The sequence below is a fragment of the Pseudomonadota bacterium genome, from assembly GCA_039815145.1.
Classification (GTDB): Bacteria; Pseudomonadota; Gammaproteobacteria; order Steroidobacterales; family JBCBZW01; genus JBCBZW01.
This window is the reverse complement of record JBCBZW010000004.1, coordinates 40,920-54,016: the sequence shown is the minus strand read 5'-3', so window position 1 is coordinate 54,016 and position 13,097 is coordinate 40,920. Positions and strand designations below refer to the sequence as shown.

The window sequence follows — 13,097 nt, the reverse complement described above, 5'->3', positions numbered from 1 at the left end:
CAGGGGACTGCCGCCCATGTTCGCCCTCTCCCACCCGCCATCGCGCCTGGCCGCGAAGGCCGCCGCCGCTGTCGTCGCCACCGGCCTACTCGCCAGCACCGTTCACGCCGCCGAGGAGTATGACGATTGGGTGGAGCGCTCGAACGCCCACGCCAACGTCGTGCTCGAGATCCTCGCCAAGTACAACCCCGAAGGGGCCGGTGCCCTCGGCGTCGACGGCCTCGATGAGAAGATCATCGATCTGCGTCCACAGCGCTCTGAGCGCTTCAACGCCGACGTGGCCGCCGCCCGCGAGGAACTCGCCCGACGACTCGAGCAGGAATCCCACGCCCTGGTGCGGCAGGACCTGGAGATCCTCCTCAAAGCCACCGACGACACGCTCAAGAGCAACGCCCTGAACCGCGCTCACCTGATCCCCTACAACAACGTGGCGCAAACCGTGTTCCAGGGCATCCGCGCCCTGATCGATGACCAGATCCCCGCCGAACGCTACCCCGCCGCCGTGGTCCGCCTGCGACGCTACGCCGGCATGGAGGATGGCTACACCCCGCTCACGGAGTTGGCCAAGGCAAACACGGCCGCTCGCTTCGACGTCGACGGTCTGCAGGGGCCCTATCGGGGCCAGGTGGAACAAGATCTGCAACGCGCCGGCCGCTTCGTCGAAGGCCTCGAGCAACTGTTCATCAAGGCTGAGGTGGCGGGCTGGGAGAAGCCTTACGCCAAGCTCAAGGCACAACTGGAAGTCTACGAGCAATGGCTGCGCGACGAACTGCTCACCCGCGCCCGCGACGACTACCGTCTGCCGCCTGAGCTCTACGCCGACGCCCTTCACAACTGGGGCGTCGATGCCTCCCCGCAGGAGCTGATCGCCATCGCCACCCAGGGCTTCGCCGACATCAAGAACGAGATGATCGCCCTCGCCCCCCTGGTGGCCGCCGAGCACGGCTTTGACAGCACGGACTATCGCGATGTCATCCGCGAGCTGAAGAAGCAGCAGATCCCCGCCGACCAGATCCTGCCCTTCTACCGCAAGGTGCTGAGCGAGCTGGAAGCGCGTATCGAAGAGAACGATCTCGTTAGCCTGCCCGAGCGCGAAGCGGGTATCCGCATCGCCTCCGACGCGGAGACGGCGGCCCAGCCGGCCCCACACCTGGATATTCCGCGCCTCATGGGCAACACCGGCGAGTACCCCAACTTCGTGCTACCCAAGCTCGATGCGACCACCGCCAACCACGGTGGCGGCCACGACGACAACTACGAGGCCGGCGCCTGGACCCTGACCGCCCACGAGGCGCGCCCCGGCCACGAGCTGCAGTTCTCCGCCATGATCGAGGGCGGCGTGTCTTACACCCGGGCCGTGTTCGCCTTCAACAGCGCCAACGTGGAGGGCTGGGCCCTCTACGCTGAAGCCATCGTGAAGCCCTACATGCCGCTCGACGCCCAGCTGATCGGCCTCCAATACCGCCTCGCGCGCGCCGCACGTATGTTCCTGGACCCCATGTTGAACCTCGGCGTGATCACGCCCGAGGAGGCCAAGGCCGTGCTCACCGACGAGGTGGTGCTGGGCGAGTCCTGGGCCCAGAACGAGATCGAGCGCTACACCTACCGCATCCCCGGCCAGGCCACCGCCTACTACTACGGCTACACCAAGCTCCAATCCCTGCGCACGCGCACGGAGCTGAAGCTGCGCGATCGCTTCGACGCCAAGGCCTTCCACGACTTCATCCTGGCCCAGGGCCTGCTGCCGCCGGAGTTGCTGGAGCAGGCGGTGATGGAGACCTTCGTGCCTTCGCAGGCACCGGCGAGATCAGCCTCTGCGCGGCGTTGATCCGCTCAACCCGTCCGCAGCCGAGTCTCCCTGTTCCGGCGCTTGCCGGCAGGGAGACCAAGGTTCAGTTAGGTGAAGTTGATCGATTCACTTGGCCGCGGATCGAGGCGCCACGGCGGAACGCCTACGGTGCATCCATGTCTTTGATGCCGACGTACTGCCCGCCGAAGCTCAGGTCGATGGTCACCGCTTCTTCACCATCGTTGCGCCAGTACCAGCCGTGGGTGCCATCGAAGAGGGCGGAGAACTTGCCCTGCATCTCCCGCGCATTGCTGACCGCGTAGCTCTCGTAGTACCCGGTCGTATCTCCCTCCGGCTCCCCGTGCAGGTCTACGTGCACGACGGCACTGGCGATCCAGCGATACTCCAAGCGCTGACCTGAGGTCATGATCAGCTTGTACTCGATCCCCTCATCGGGAGCCAGGGTCACGACGTGGCTTCCCGGGGCACTTGCGGCCACCGCCGGCGGCTCGTCGCCAGCCTCGGCGGCGGCGGCGGGAGCGGGCCCCGCCAGCTGGAGCAAGCCGAGACGCTGGCCGATGCCGGTCGGATCGACCCCGTACTCCGCGGGCAAGACGGCGGTGAGCACGATCGTGACGCCGAGCACGAGCGCCGCGGCCAGCGCGCCCAGCGCGTTGCGAGGGCTACCTGCAGAGGCTGTCATGGATAATCCCTCCTAGGAGAAGTAATAGCCGCCGAGTTGCAAACCGATCAACACGACACCTGCGGTCATCAGCAGGGTATTGGTCAGCAATGCTGCGCCGGCGAAGGAGCGGTGGCGGCGCCACAGATTGAGCAACATGAGGATCACGCCGAGCGCCAACAGCTGGCCGATCTCAACGCCCACGTTGAAGGCCAGCAGGTTGCCGAACAGATGCTCGCGCGGCAGCTCGAAGTCCTGCAGCTTGGTCGCAAGACCGAAGCCGTGCACCAGGCCGAACAACGCCACCATGAGCTTCGGTTCCGGACGAGGCAGACCGAGCGCTGGAAACCCGCTGAGGTTATCAAAGCCCTTGTAGAGCACTGACAGGCCGATGACCGCGTCCACCAGGTAGGCGTTCAGCGATAGGCCCGCGAGCACGCCGAGAAGCAAGGTGGTGCTGTGACCGAGGGTGAACAAGGTCACGTAGGTCAACACGTCGCGGCTGCGCACCAGCAGGAACATCACGCCGAAGAGGAACAGCAGATGGTCGTAACCGGTCACCATGTGCTTGGCGCCGATGTAGAGAAACGGCCCGATCAGCAAGCCGCTCGCCTGGCTCAGGAAGTCGCGCGTGCCCTCGTCCACGCCGTGGCCGAAGCTCGGGGCCGCGGCGCCGAGCAGTAGCAGCAGCGTCGTGAGCGTAAACAGGAGCGCACCTGGGCGGGCGCGGTAGGCGAGTGTCGGTGACATAGGTTCGGCGAGATCAACGGCGTGCGGCGACCCGAGTGTAGAGCATCTCGCGCGACGGCAGGTCGCCTCAGGGGCAGGTGTCGCTGACGCCGGACGGTCCAGGCGGCTGCAACCGGCGCTGGAAGAGCGTCAGGGCGTCACCGATGTCGACGACCCCGTTGCCGTCGAGATCCGCGTCCCCGTCGTCCGTACCGAGCACGTCGCGCATGATGAACCAGTCCTGCGCCAGCACGATGCAGTCATCATCGAGGTCGGCGTCGCAGGCGTTGCCGTAGCCATCGCCGTTCGTGTCTCGCTGATCGCCATTGGGCACGTCGATGCAGTTGTCGAGTCGATCGGCGATGCCGTCGGCGTCGCTGTCCGCGCGGCCGTAGAGGACGAAGGCGGCACCTGCCGTGAACGCGTTCGGGGCACCGATGGTCAAGTCGTCGGTGCCATCGCCGTTGACGTCCCCACCGGCCGACATCGTCAACCCGAAGGTATTGTTGCCACCGTCGTCCAAGGTCAGCACGACGCCGCGGCTGCCGTCTCCGCCGTTGGCCGCGAACAAGTTCTCGAGATCGACCTGGGCCGGGAATCCGCCTTGGCGGCCGAAGAGCAGGTAGGCACGCTCGTTCGAGGCGGCGCCGATCACCAGATCGGTCAGGCCGTCGTGATTCAGATCCCCACTGGTCAGGGCCGTCAGCGAGTTGCGCTCGTCGCGGGCGGGGATGATCTGCACGCCGGCGCTGCCGTCGCCATCGCGTAGCTGGTTCAGATCGAACTGCGGTTCGAAGTTGTCGCCGCGGCCGTAGATGATGAACACCTGAGGGGGCGTCCCGAAGTCCGTGACGACGAGATCGTCCCGGCCATCGCCGTTCCAGTCCACGCCACCCAACAGCTTCGACCCGACAAGCGAGACGTCCCGACCTGTCTCGATAACGAAACCGAGGGCGCCGTCCGCGACCTGGGGCGCGAAGGCGCGCATGTCGTACTCCACCGGGAAGAGCTCCGTGCGGCCGTAGATCACCACCACTTGGCCGAGGCCGAGGGCGACGATCGCCACGTCATCCAGACCGTCTCCGTTCAAATCGCCAGCGGTGCTCACGGCGGTGCCGACGCGGCTGTCCTGCTCGAAACCATCCAGGACGAACCCCAGCGTGCCGTCGTTGCCGCCGCCGGCGGTCCAGTCGAGCAGATCGTTGTTGTTGCGCAGGCGATCGGTGGGGCCGTAGACGACGTAGCTTCGTCCGACTCCCTTGGGACGAGCGAGGTCGGGCAGGGAAGCTGCAGGGCCGCCGATGATCAGGTCGGAGATCCCATCACCGTTTACATCGCCGGCGGCGGCCAGCGCCCGTCCTGCCTCCTCATCGGGCAGCCCGGGCGGGGACTCCGGTTCCACGGAGCCGACGAAGTTGGCCCCCACGCCATTGAAGGTCAGTTCGTCGACATCGAAGATCGCCGGGAAGGGGGCGGCGCCGAGGCGCCCCTCCAGCAGGTAGGCGACGCCCGCACCGAGCGAGGGCGCCGCGAACAGCAGATCGTCCGTGCCATCACCGCTGAGATCACCGATGTCCGCGGCCGTCTCGCCGAGACGCACGGAGCCGAAGAACGTCGTGATCAGAAAACCCGCGCTGCCGTCCGGATTCGCCGCAGGGGTGAGTTGAGTGAGATCGATATCCGCGCCGAGCGCATCATCGCCGTAGAGCACGAAGACGCCACCGCTACGGTTGTTGCCGTCGAAATCGAACCCCGGGGCGCCGAGGGCGATGTCCGCGACGCCATCGCCATTGATGTCACCGCCCGAAGTCACCGCCTCGCCGACGGCGTCCTCATCCACCGCGCCGAGGATCGCAAGTCCTACGCTCCCATCTCCACCGTTCTGCGAGAGGAAGCTACTCACCTCGATCTCCGGGGGAAATACGGCCGCCTGTGCGAGGGTGCTCGCGAGCGCCACCCAACCGGCCGCCCAGCTCAACTTGACGCTGCCGCCCATGGGACACCTCCTTGTGTTGCGCCTACGATAGCAAACCAGCGGGTTCGCTCGGTGATTTGTAGAAACCACGCTGTTGCCGAACGACGATACACCCCAAGATGCAGCATAAGTTACGGCGTGGAGTTGTATCCGGCGACTCGAAAGGCGACCACCTGGTTGTCGTATCCCGTCGGGATCAGGACGAGTCCGGTACTTGCCTGATAGCCGTGGTTAGCGCTGCCAACGCCCTCCACGGCGGTGACCGAGGTCACCACGCCGTCGACCAACTGCACCAATGGGCCGTCGACCGGCGTCACCTGGAGCACGTGCGCGTCGACCACTTCGATGCCATCGATATCGGTGAGCCAGGCGGGGCCGATCACCTCGACGCCCAGAGACTCAAGGTCGATGCGCCACAGGCGCTCGCCCCCGACCCACAGCACGTCGTGATCCACGGCGATACCGTTGGCGCCCGGGAAGGCGGGCTGCGGTGTCAGCGTGGAGATTGCCGATGAGGGAGACACGACGTAGACGTGGCCGGCGGCGGTATCTGTGACGAGCAGCGTGCCGTCCTCGCGGACGGCGATGTCGTTGGCGACACGAGACGGCAACGCAATGGTGGCTTCCGCTGATAGATCTGCCAGGACGTACACGCGGACCGTGTTGCGGTCGACGACGTAAAGGCGCTCATCGTGACGCGCCATCCCCAGCGGCGCGTCCAGGCTGTCGATCAGCCGTTCCGTCACCACCTGACCGTCAGCCGAGAGTTCCGTTAGGTAGCCCGTACCGTCGGTACCGTAGTCGCAGACGTTCGAGACCAGCAGGCGATCGCCCGGCATCGGCAATACGGTCTCGGGCTCACAGAAGGCACCCTCGGCGATCCACACCGGCGCGACGATCAGGCATCGCTGCGAGCGCTGCGGCGGAGGCGGCGAGCAGACCCAAACCCATGGAGATGCTCATGGGCCGGGTGTATCCCTACGCGGTGGATCCCGCCGGCACGGCCTCGTCCGCGCTGGCCTGCTTGCCCGTATCGTAGTACTTGTCGAGCTTGATCAGCATCCGCGCCAAGGCGGGCAGCAGGACCAGGGCACCGAGCATGTTCCACAGGAACATGAAGGTGAGCATCACGCCCATGTCGGCCTGGAACTTGATGGGTGAGAAGATCCAGGTGCCCACGCCCACGGCCAGGGTAAAGCCTGTGAAGGCCACCGCGGTGCCGGTGGTCTTCAGGGTCTTGTAGTAGGCCTCACGCAGGCGGATACCGCGCTCGAGGTAGCGCTCCAGGCGACTGTAGATGTATATGCCGTAGTCCACGCCGATGCCCACGCCTAGGGCGATCACGGGCAAGGTCGCCACCTTCACGCCGATACCGAGCCACGCCATGAGCGCCTGGGCCAACACGGAGGTCAGCGCCAGCGGCAGGATGATACAGAGCACCACGCGCACGGAACGGAAGGTGATCAAGCAGAGCACGGCCACCACGCCGTACACCCAGGCGAGCATCTCGTATTGGGCGCGGGCGATCACCATGTTGGTCGCGGCCTCGACCCCCGCGTTACCGGCGGCGAGCTCGAAGCGCACGGTCTCGCTGTCGTAGCGTTCGGCGAAGTCCGACGTCGCCGCCACGACCCGCTCGAGGGTGGCCGCCTTGTGATCGTCCAGGAACACCAGCACGGGCGCCATGCTGCAGTCCGTGTTCATGAGCGTGCTGGGCGCACGGCTGGTGCTGTTGTTCAGCACGAGTCGATTGCGACTGAGCACGGCCCACTTGAGGTTGCCCTCGTTCATGCCGGCGTTCACCAGCTTGGCCACGTTCACCAACGAGAGCGCCGACTGCACGCCGGCCACCGTCGCCAGCTCCGACTGCAGGCGATCCATAGCCGTCACGGCCTCGTAGCTGCCGCACTGCTGGCTCTCGGTCTGCACCATCACCACGAACACGTCCGTGCTGGTGGAGTAGTGCGCCGTGAGGTAGGCGTTGTCCTGGTTGTAGCGCGAGTCCGGGCGCAGTTCCGGCGCGCCGGGATCGAGATCGCCGATCTGCAGCCCGCGGCCGCCGATCAGCCCCACCACGAAGAGCAGCGCCGCCACCCCCACGGTGATCCGAGCCGTCGTGGGATGGGAGAAGTTGGAGACGAAGCGCCACAACGGCTGCGGCTTGCCGCTGCGCGAGGCGTAGAAGTTGATGCACCCCTTGGAGACGCCCGAGAAGGACATGAGCAGGGGCAGGAGCACGAGGTTGGTGAGGATCAGCACGGCGATGCCGAGGCTGGCCGTGACCGCGAGCTCCTTGATCACCGGAATATCGATCACCCGCAGGGTGAAGAAGCCGATGCCATCGCTCACCAGGGCGATGATGCCGGGCGTGCACAGGCGCCGGAAGGTCTCCCGGCACGCCTTCTCACACGGCGCGCCGAAGGTGGACTGGATGGCGATCGTGTTGACCATCTGCACGCCGTGGGAGATGCCGATGGCGAACACCAGGAACGGCACCAGCATGGAGTACGGATCCAGGCCGAAGCCGAGAGCACGCAGGAGGCCCAGCTGCCAGACCACGGCCACCGTCGAGCAGAGCAAGGTGATGCCCGTGGCGTAGGGGCAGCGCGAGTAGGCGAAGAGCAGCACCATGGTGATCAGGAAGGCGATGGCGAAGAAGGTGGCCACCTGGCTGGAGCCCTCGATCAGATCGCCGACCACTTTGGCGAAGCCCACCATGTGGATGCGGATGTTGTCGGTCTGGTAGATGTCGCGAACGCGCGTCTCCAGCTCGCGGGAGAGCTGGCGGTAGTCGAGACGCTCGCCCGTGGTCGGGTTCTCATCGACGATCGGCGCCAGGATGATCGAGGACTTGAAGTCGTTGGCGACGAGTCGGCCCACGGTACCCGAGCGCAGCACGTTCGCGCGCAGCTCTTCCAGGCTCTCGGGCGAGCCGTCGTAGGAGTCGGGCACCACCGTGCCGCCGACGAAGCCCTCCTCCGTGACCTCGCTCCAGCGCACGTTGGGCGTCCACAGCGATTCGAGGCCGCCCTTATCGACGCCCTCCACGTTCAGGAACACCTCGTCGGTGATCTGCTTCAGCGCCTCCTGGTACTCGGCGCTGAAGATATCGCCATCCTCCGCGGCCACCACGATACGAATCGTGTTGCCGAGGGCGGCCAGAGCGGCGCGGTTCTCGATGTAGTTCTCGATGAAGGGATGACCCGTGGGGATCATCTTCAGGAAGCTGGCATCGGCGCGCAGCTGAGAGGCCTGATAGCCGAGCGCCAGGGTGGCGATGACGAAGGCGATCAGCCACAGGGGGCGGTTACCGAAGAAGAGCTTCTCGAAGAAGCTCACGAGGGCGCCCGTGGGCTGCTCAGGCAATTCGTTCGCCTGGTCGTCTTGCGTAGCCAAGCTGGCCTTCCTTAGCTTAGGGAATTTCCACTCGGTGGATGCCGGCTGCACCGACCACCACCACATGCGACGGGTCCGCCGCCGCCACACCGCTCAACGACAGGCGATCCTCTCGGTAGCTCACCGAGAAGGTGCGCCCGTGATCGGCGCTCACCAGGATGGCGCCCGAGTTGCCCACCAGGACCACCCGACCATCGGCCAGGTGCGTGCCGGCGGTGAGCGAGGCCTGGTTGGCGACGTCGATGCGCTGCCACTGCTCACCACGGTCCGTCGAGCGATAGATGTTGCCGCGCAGGCCGAAGGCGAGCACGTAAGCCTCATCACCGTCCGTGCCGGTGAGCACACTGAAGTAGGAGCCCTCGTAGGGGCTGTCCAGGGTGATCCAGGTGGCGCCGCCGTCATCGGAGCGGTACAGCAGACCCGCTTCGCCAACGAGATAGAGCGTGCCGTCGCCGGCCTGATCGATGCCGTAATAGTGATACTTGTCCGGGTTCTCGATGTTGCGCGCCGCAAGGGTCCACGCCTCGCCGCCGTTGGCCGTCGCGAACAAGGTGCCGTAGGCGCCCGCGGCCACGCCTTTCCCGCCATCGTCGAACCACAGGGCCAGGAAGGGATTGGAGGGCCCCTCATCGAGGGCTGTCTGGAGATCTTCCAGGGCCCACTGGGCATCTTCCACGGCGAGGGAGGCGTCCATATCGTCAGCCCCCTCTTCCAGGGCGTCGAGGGCCGCTTGGGCGCTGGTGATCTTCTCCTCGGCGAAGGCGATCTCCTGCTGGGTGGCCTTCACGCCATCGAAGCGCTCGGCCCAGGTGGCGCCACCGTCCTCGGTGGTCAGCACCATACCCTCATGCCCGCCGGCGGCACCGCGCTGGTCATCGATGAAGGCAACGCTCGTAAGGTTGACCGACAAGGGCACCGTCGCCTGGGTCCAGGAGTCGCCGCCGTCCTCGGAATAAGCGATCAACCCGCGCTCGCCGACAGCCACCAGACGGTCGCCGGCACGCGTCACCGCGAGCATCAAGGCCTCTGCGACGGTCGGATTCTCGAGCGCCGGCAGATGAGTGAAGTCGACGGACTCTTGCGCCTTCGCCGGCGCCATGGCCACCAGGGCCGCCGCCAACAAGGCACTGAGGGGTGAAAGGCGAAGCGGGCGCCGAACGCCCGCTTCTTCAGAGATAGACAACAAGGATCGCTCCCTCACCGAGCGAACGACTTAGCCACGCCCAGCGCGGCGCAGGGCCGACGGCGTGTACTCGGTCGCGTTGGTCTTGTAGTTCCACTCGTAGGTGTAACCGGAGAGCTCGTTCTCGAGGCCGATCGGCAGGTAGCGACCGTTGACGAGATCGTACTGCACTTCCACGGCGTACCAGGGCACCTTCACGTGGTAGTGAGTCATGCTGTGCGCTTCCTTCACGCGCCACAGCTCACCGCGACCGTCGTACTGGTCGACGGCGACGATCTGCCAGGTGTCCTCGTCGATGTAGAAGGTGCGGCGCGAGTACACGTGGCGCTTGCCATCCTTGAGCTTGGCATCGACCACCCAGACGCGACGCAGCTCGTAGCGCAGGTAGTCAGGGTTGATGTGGCCTTTGCCCAGCATGTCCTTGTAGCGCACGTCCTTGTTCAGCAGCTTGTAGTTGTTGCCGCCGATGTACATCTCACGCTTGCCCACCAGCTCCCAGTCGTAGCGATCGAGGGCGCCGTTGAAGAGGTCGAGATCATCGGAGGTGCGCAGACCGTCCGCCGCCGTGCCAGGGCCGTCGTAGGCCACGTCCGGGGCGCGACGCACGCGACGCTGACCCGCGTTGTAGAGCCAAGCAGCACGAGGTTCCGCCACTTGGTTCAGGTTCTCGTGCACCAGCAGCACGTTGCCCTCCAGGCGCGCCGGCGCGTCGATGCGCTGCTTGTAGAAGAACAGGCGGTTGGCGTCGATGTCGCCGTCCAGCTGGTTGGCCCAGCTGACCTGGTCTTCGAACACGATCGGGCTGAAGCTGGCGTTCTTCTGCACCGGGATCTGGGTGTAGGTGCGCTTCACGCTGCCACCGCGGTAACGCAGGATGTGGTTCCAGATCACTTCGGTGCCGTTGGCGGGAATCGGGAACGGGCAATCGGACTCGTTGTTGGTGATGCCGTTGCCGCCTTCCACGGTTTCCACCACGGTAGCGTTCGCCTTGATCTTCGCGTACACCTCGGCCGGATACTCGGCGATGCGATGGCTCGGATAGACGGGGATACGGTAGGTGTCCGGATAGCGCTTCAGCATGCCGATCTGGCCTGCGGAGAGCTTGTCCTTGTACTCCTCATGGTTGGCCGCCGTGATGGTGAACAGCGGTGCCTCGTCTGCGAAGGGATCTACCAGGGGCTTGCCCGCAACGAAGTCCGACGGAGGACTCGCCAGCGGCTCCCAGGCCGGAATGGAGCCATCAGCGTTGCCGGCACGCTCGGCGCCGATCGGTGTGAGCTCGTCGCCGCCCAGGCGGGCCGCGTCGTCGGCGGACACGGCGGCCGCCAGCGGATGCGCGAAGACGGACAGCACCGCGGCTGCCACGGTGGTGGAGAATTTGACGTTCAGCATTGTTTGGGAACCCCCTCGAGGTGATCGGCGTTGTTAGCTCAGAAGCTCACGCCGAAGCTGAGCGAGAAGAAGTCTCGGTCGCGGGACACGTTGTAGTCGCCGCCCGAGAAACGGGTGTAGGCAATGTCGCCAAAGTAACGGTTGTTGTAGTCACCGGCGAGGCGCAGACCCAGCACCTGGCGACCCTCCACGAAGATGGGCGCAGGCTCCGGGTAGTAACCGTCCACGTCGTGGGACCAGGCGATGCTCGGGCGCAGGTTGATGCCCTTGAACGCGTTGAGGTACTGCCACTCCAGGCGCAGGCGATAGCCCCAGGAGGTATCGGTCAGGAAACCGTCCCGGGTGCAGTTCTCCGGCGACGGATTCGGGACCAACCCGAGTGCCTCGTTGCCTTCACAGTTGACCGATAGGCCCGGCGCGAGTTCCAGGTCGCCGAAGTCGCCGATGCCGAAGGTGGCCGAACGACCGAAGCGCAGCTCTGACTGATCGGGCACGTCCTGCACCGAGGCAAAGCCCACTTCCGCCACCACGCTCAGGCGATCCGCCCCCATCACCCGTTCAAAAAACTTCACAACCGTGGCTTGCAGCTGAAGCATGTCGAAGCGTTCGAAGCCGGCGAAGTCCTGACCCGGCGCCGTGGTCAACACGGTCGGCGTCAAGGTGCTCCAGGGCGCGCCGGCGACGCCGGCTTGGAGCAGCTCGGTAGTGTTGATCTGCGCTGGCAGGTCCTGGCGATAGCTCGCCTCACCGGACAGGGCGAAGCCGCCGACGTTGGTGTTGAAGCTAAAGCCGTAGAGCTTGATGTCGTCCGGGAACTCCGCGAAGTACTGCGGGTTGCCGCCGAGGGGATCGCCAGGGATAAAGAAGCCGCCGGTGCCAGCCTCGCCCCCGAGCAGCACGTTGCTCGAGGTGGTGCCGCCGAGCAGCGGCAGGCGGCTGTGGTAGTTCACGAAGTACAGGCCGAACTCGGTGAAGTTCAACTCCTCGGCGAAGTACTTCAGGGAGATACCGAACTGGCCCTGGTTGTCCGGTTCGCGGTCGTCCGTGCGGGTGATGAACAGGCCGTTGGCCAAGGCGGCCTGGTCGGACACGTTCACCGGTTGCACGGTCACGAAGTTACAGCCGTCGGCGGCCACATCCACGGTCGAGAAGAAGGTGCCGCAACCGTCGATCGGGCTCTTCTGCCACTCCCACTGGTAGAAGGCTTCGACGTTGAGGGTCTCGGTGAGGCCCAAGGAGGTGTAGACCATGCCGACGGGCAGCAGGCCTTCCTTGATCTCCACGCCGGGCCGGCGGAAGGCGGTCACGTCGACCGGGTTGATGATGTTGATGCCGTTCTGGATGAACGTGCTCTCACCCCAGCTCACCACCTGCTCACCGATGCGCAGCTCGCCGGGCATGGAGCCGAGGTTGAAGTCACCGTACACGTACGCGTCCAGGAGCTGCGCGCCACGGGTTCGCGCGAAGTCGTTGAAGCCGCTGTCCTCCAGGGGCTGGTTCGGCGTGTAGGCGTTGAGGGAGTTGCCGAAGGGTCGATCGCCCTCGGTCAACTCGATGTCGTACCAGTACTTGAAGCGGGTGAAGACGCCGATGTTGTCGGTCTGCAGCTCCAGCTGGTGCAGGCCCTTCACGATGAAGGAGGTCTGGGCGCCCTTCTCGAAGTTGAGGTTGCCATCGTCGGTCACCGAGGTGGAGGCCCGGCCGCCCTCGAAGTTGCCGGAAAAGACCAGCGCGGGATCGACCCCCTCCGTACGCCAGCTCGAGCCGATGGAGATGTTCGAGGTGAAACTACCCTCGATCTCCCCGATGCGAAATTCCCCGGCGGTCGCGGGCAGAGCGAGCACTAACGGCGTGGAAAGAAGGCACGCCGAAATCGGATGGCGCAGGCGCTGGTTCATGAGCATATGGAATCCCCGAAGGACGGTGGCGGGCGCAGCCCGGACGTCCTCGC

General features: G+C 65.5%; 9 protein-coding genes. 1 reads left to right on the top strand and 8 read right to left on the bottom strand.

Annotated elements, in window-relative coordinates; translation table 11 throughout:
• Positions 1–16 precede the first annotated feature (16 nt).
• Positions 17–1,828, top strand: a complete 1,812-nt coding sequence (locus AAF184_02530) for a DUF885 domain-containing protein (GenBank protein ID MEO0421182.1) — start codon at positions 17–19, stop codon at positions 1,826–1,828.
• 124 nt (positions 1,829–1,952) lie between these two features.
• Here the strand turns inward: AAF184_02530 and AAF184_02525 are convergent, their stop codons facing one another.
• The 8 genes from AAF184_02525 to AAF184_02490 form a co-directional block, all read right to left on the bottom strand.
• On the bottom strand, positions 1,953–2,492 hold the full coding sequence (locus AAF184_02525; protein MEO0421181.1) for a hypothetical protein: 540 nt from the start codon (positions 2,490–2,492) through the stop codon (positions 1,953–1,955).
• A 12-nt stretch (positions 2,493–2,504) separates the two neighbouring features.
• Positions 2,505–3,221, bottom strand: coding sequence for a HupE/UreJ family protein (locus AAF184_02520; GenBank protein ID MEO0421180.1), 717 nt, complete (start codon positions 3,219–3,221; stop codon positions 2,505–2,507).
• A 67-nt stretch (positions 3,222–3,288) separates the two neighbouring features.
• Positions 3,289–5,196 carry an integrin alpha gene (locus tag AAF184_02515; protein ID MEO0421179.1) on the bottom strand — a complete coding sequence of 636 codons (1,908 nt, stop codon included), beginning with the start codon at positions 5,194–5,196 and terminating at the stop codon, positions 3,289–3,291.
• Between the two features lie 110 nt (positions 5,197–5,306).
• Complete coding sequence (locus AAF184_02510) at positions 5,307–6,062, bottom strand: hypothetical protein (GenBank protein ID MEO0421178.1); 756 nt, start codon at positions 6,060–6,062, stop codon at positions 5,307–5,309.
• A gap of 91 nt (positions 6,063–6,153) precedes the next feature.
• A complete protein-coding gene (locus AAF184_02505; GenBank protein MEO0421177.1) occupies positions 6,154–8,514 on the bottom strand; it encodes an MMPL family transporter in 2,361 nt (786 codons plus the stop codon).
• A 73-nt stretch (positions 8,515–8,587) separates the two neighbouring features.
• Positions 8,588–9,754, bottom strand: coding sequence for a YCF48-related protein (locus tag AAF184_02500; GenBank protein MEO0421176.1), 1,167 nt, complete (start codon positions 9,752–9,754; stop codon positions 8,588–8,590).
• A 30-nt stretch (positions 9,755–9,784) separates the two neighbouring features.
• The gene (locus tag AAF184_02495; protein MEO0421175.1) at positions 9,785–11,146 is read right to left on the bottom strand and encodes a DUF1329 domain-containing protein; all 1,362 of its coding nucleotides are present in this window, start codon (positions 11,144–11,146) and stop codon (positions 9,785–9,787) included.
• A gap of 38 nt (positions 11,147–11,184) precedes the next feature.
• Complete coding sequence (locus AAF184_02490; protein MEO0421174.1) at positions 11,185–13,050, bottom strand: DUF1302 domain-containing protein; 1,866 nt, start codon at positions 13,048–13,050, stop codon at positions 11,185–11,187.
• Between the last annotated feature and the right edge of the window lie 47 nt (positions 13,051–13,097).

Excerpts from the sequence above, each read along its gene's own strand:
- AAF184_02490 (MEO0421174.1), bottom strand. The coding sequence starts at position 13,050 with ATGCTCATGAACCAGCGCCTGCGCCATCCGATTTCGGCGTGCCTTCTT.
- AAF184_02515 (MEO0421179.1), bottom strand. The coding sequence starts at position 5,196 with ATGGGCGGCAGCGTCAAGTTGAGCTGGGCGGCCGGTTGGGTGGCGCTC.
- AAF184_02520 (MEO0421180.1), bottom strand. The coding sequence starts at position 3,221 with ATGTCACCGACACTCGCCTACCGCGCCCGCCCAGGTGCGCTCCTGTTT.
- AAF184_02525 (MEO0421181.1), bottom strand. The coding sequence starts at position 2,492 with ATGACAGCCTCTGCAGGTAGCCCTCGCAACGCGCTGGGCGCGCTGGCC.
- AAF184_02495 (MEO0421175.1), bottom strand. The coding sequence starts at position 11,146 with ATGCTGAACGTCAAATTCTCCACCACCGTGGCAGCCGCGGTGCTGTCC.
- AAF184_02530 (MEO0421182.1), top strand. The coding sequence starts at position 17 with ATGTTCGCCCTCTCCCACCCGCCATCGCGCCTGGCCGCGAAGGCCGCC.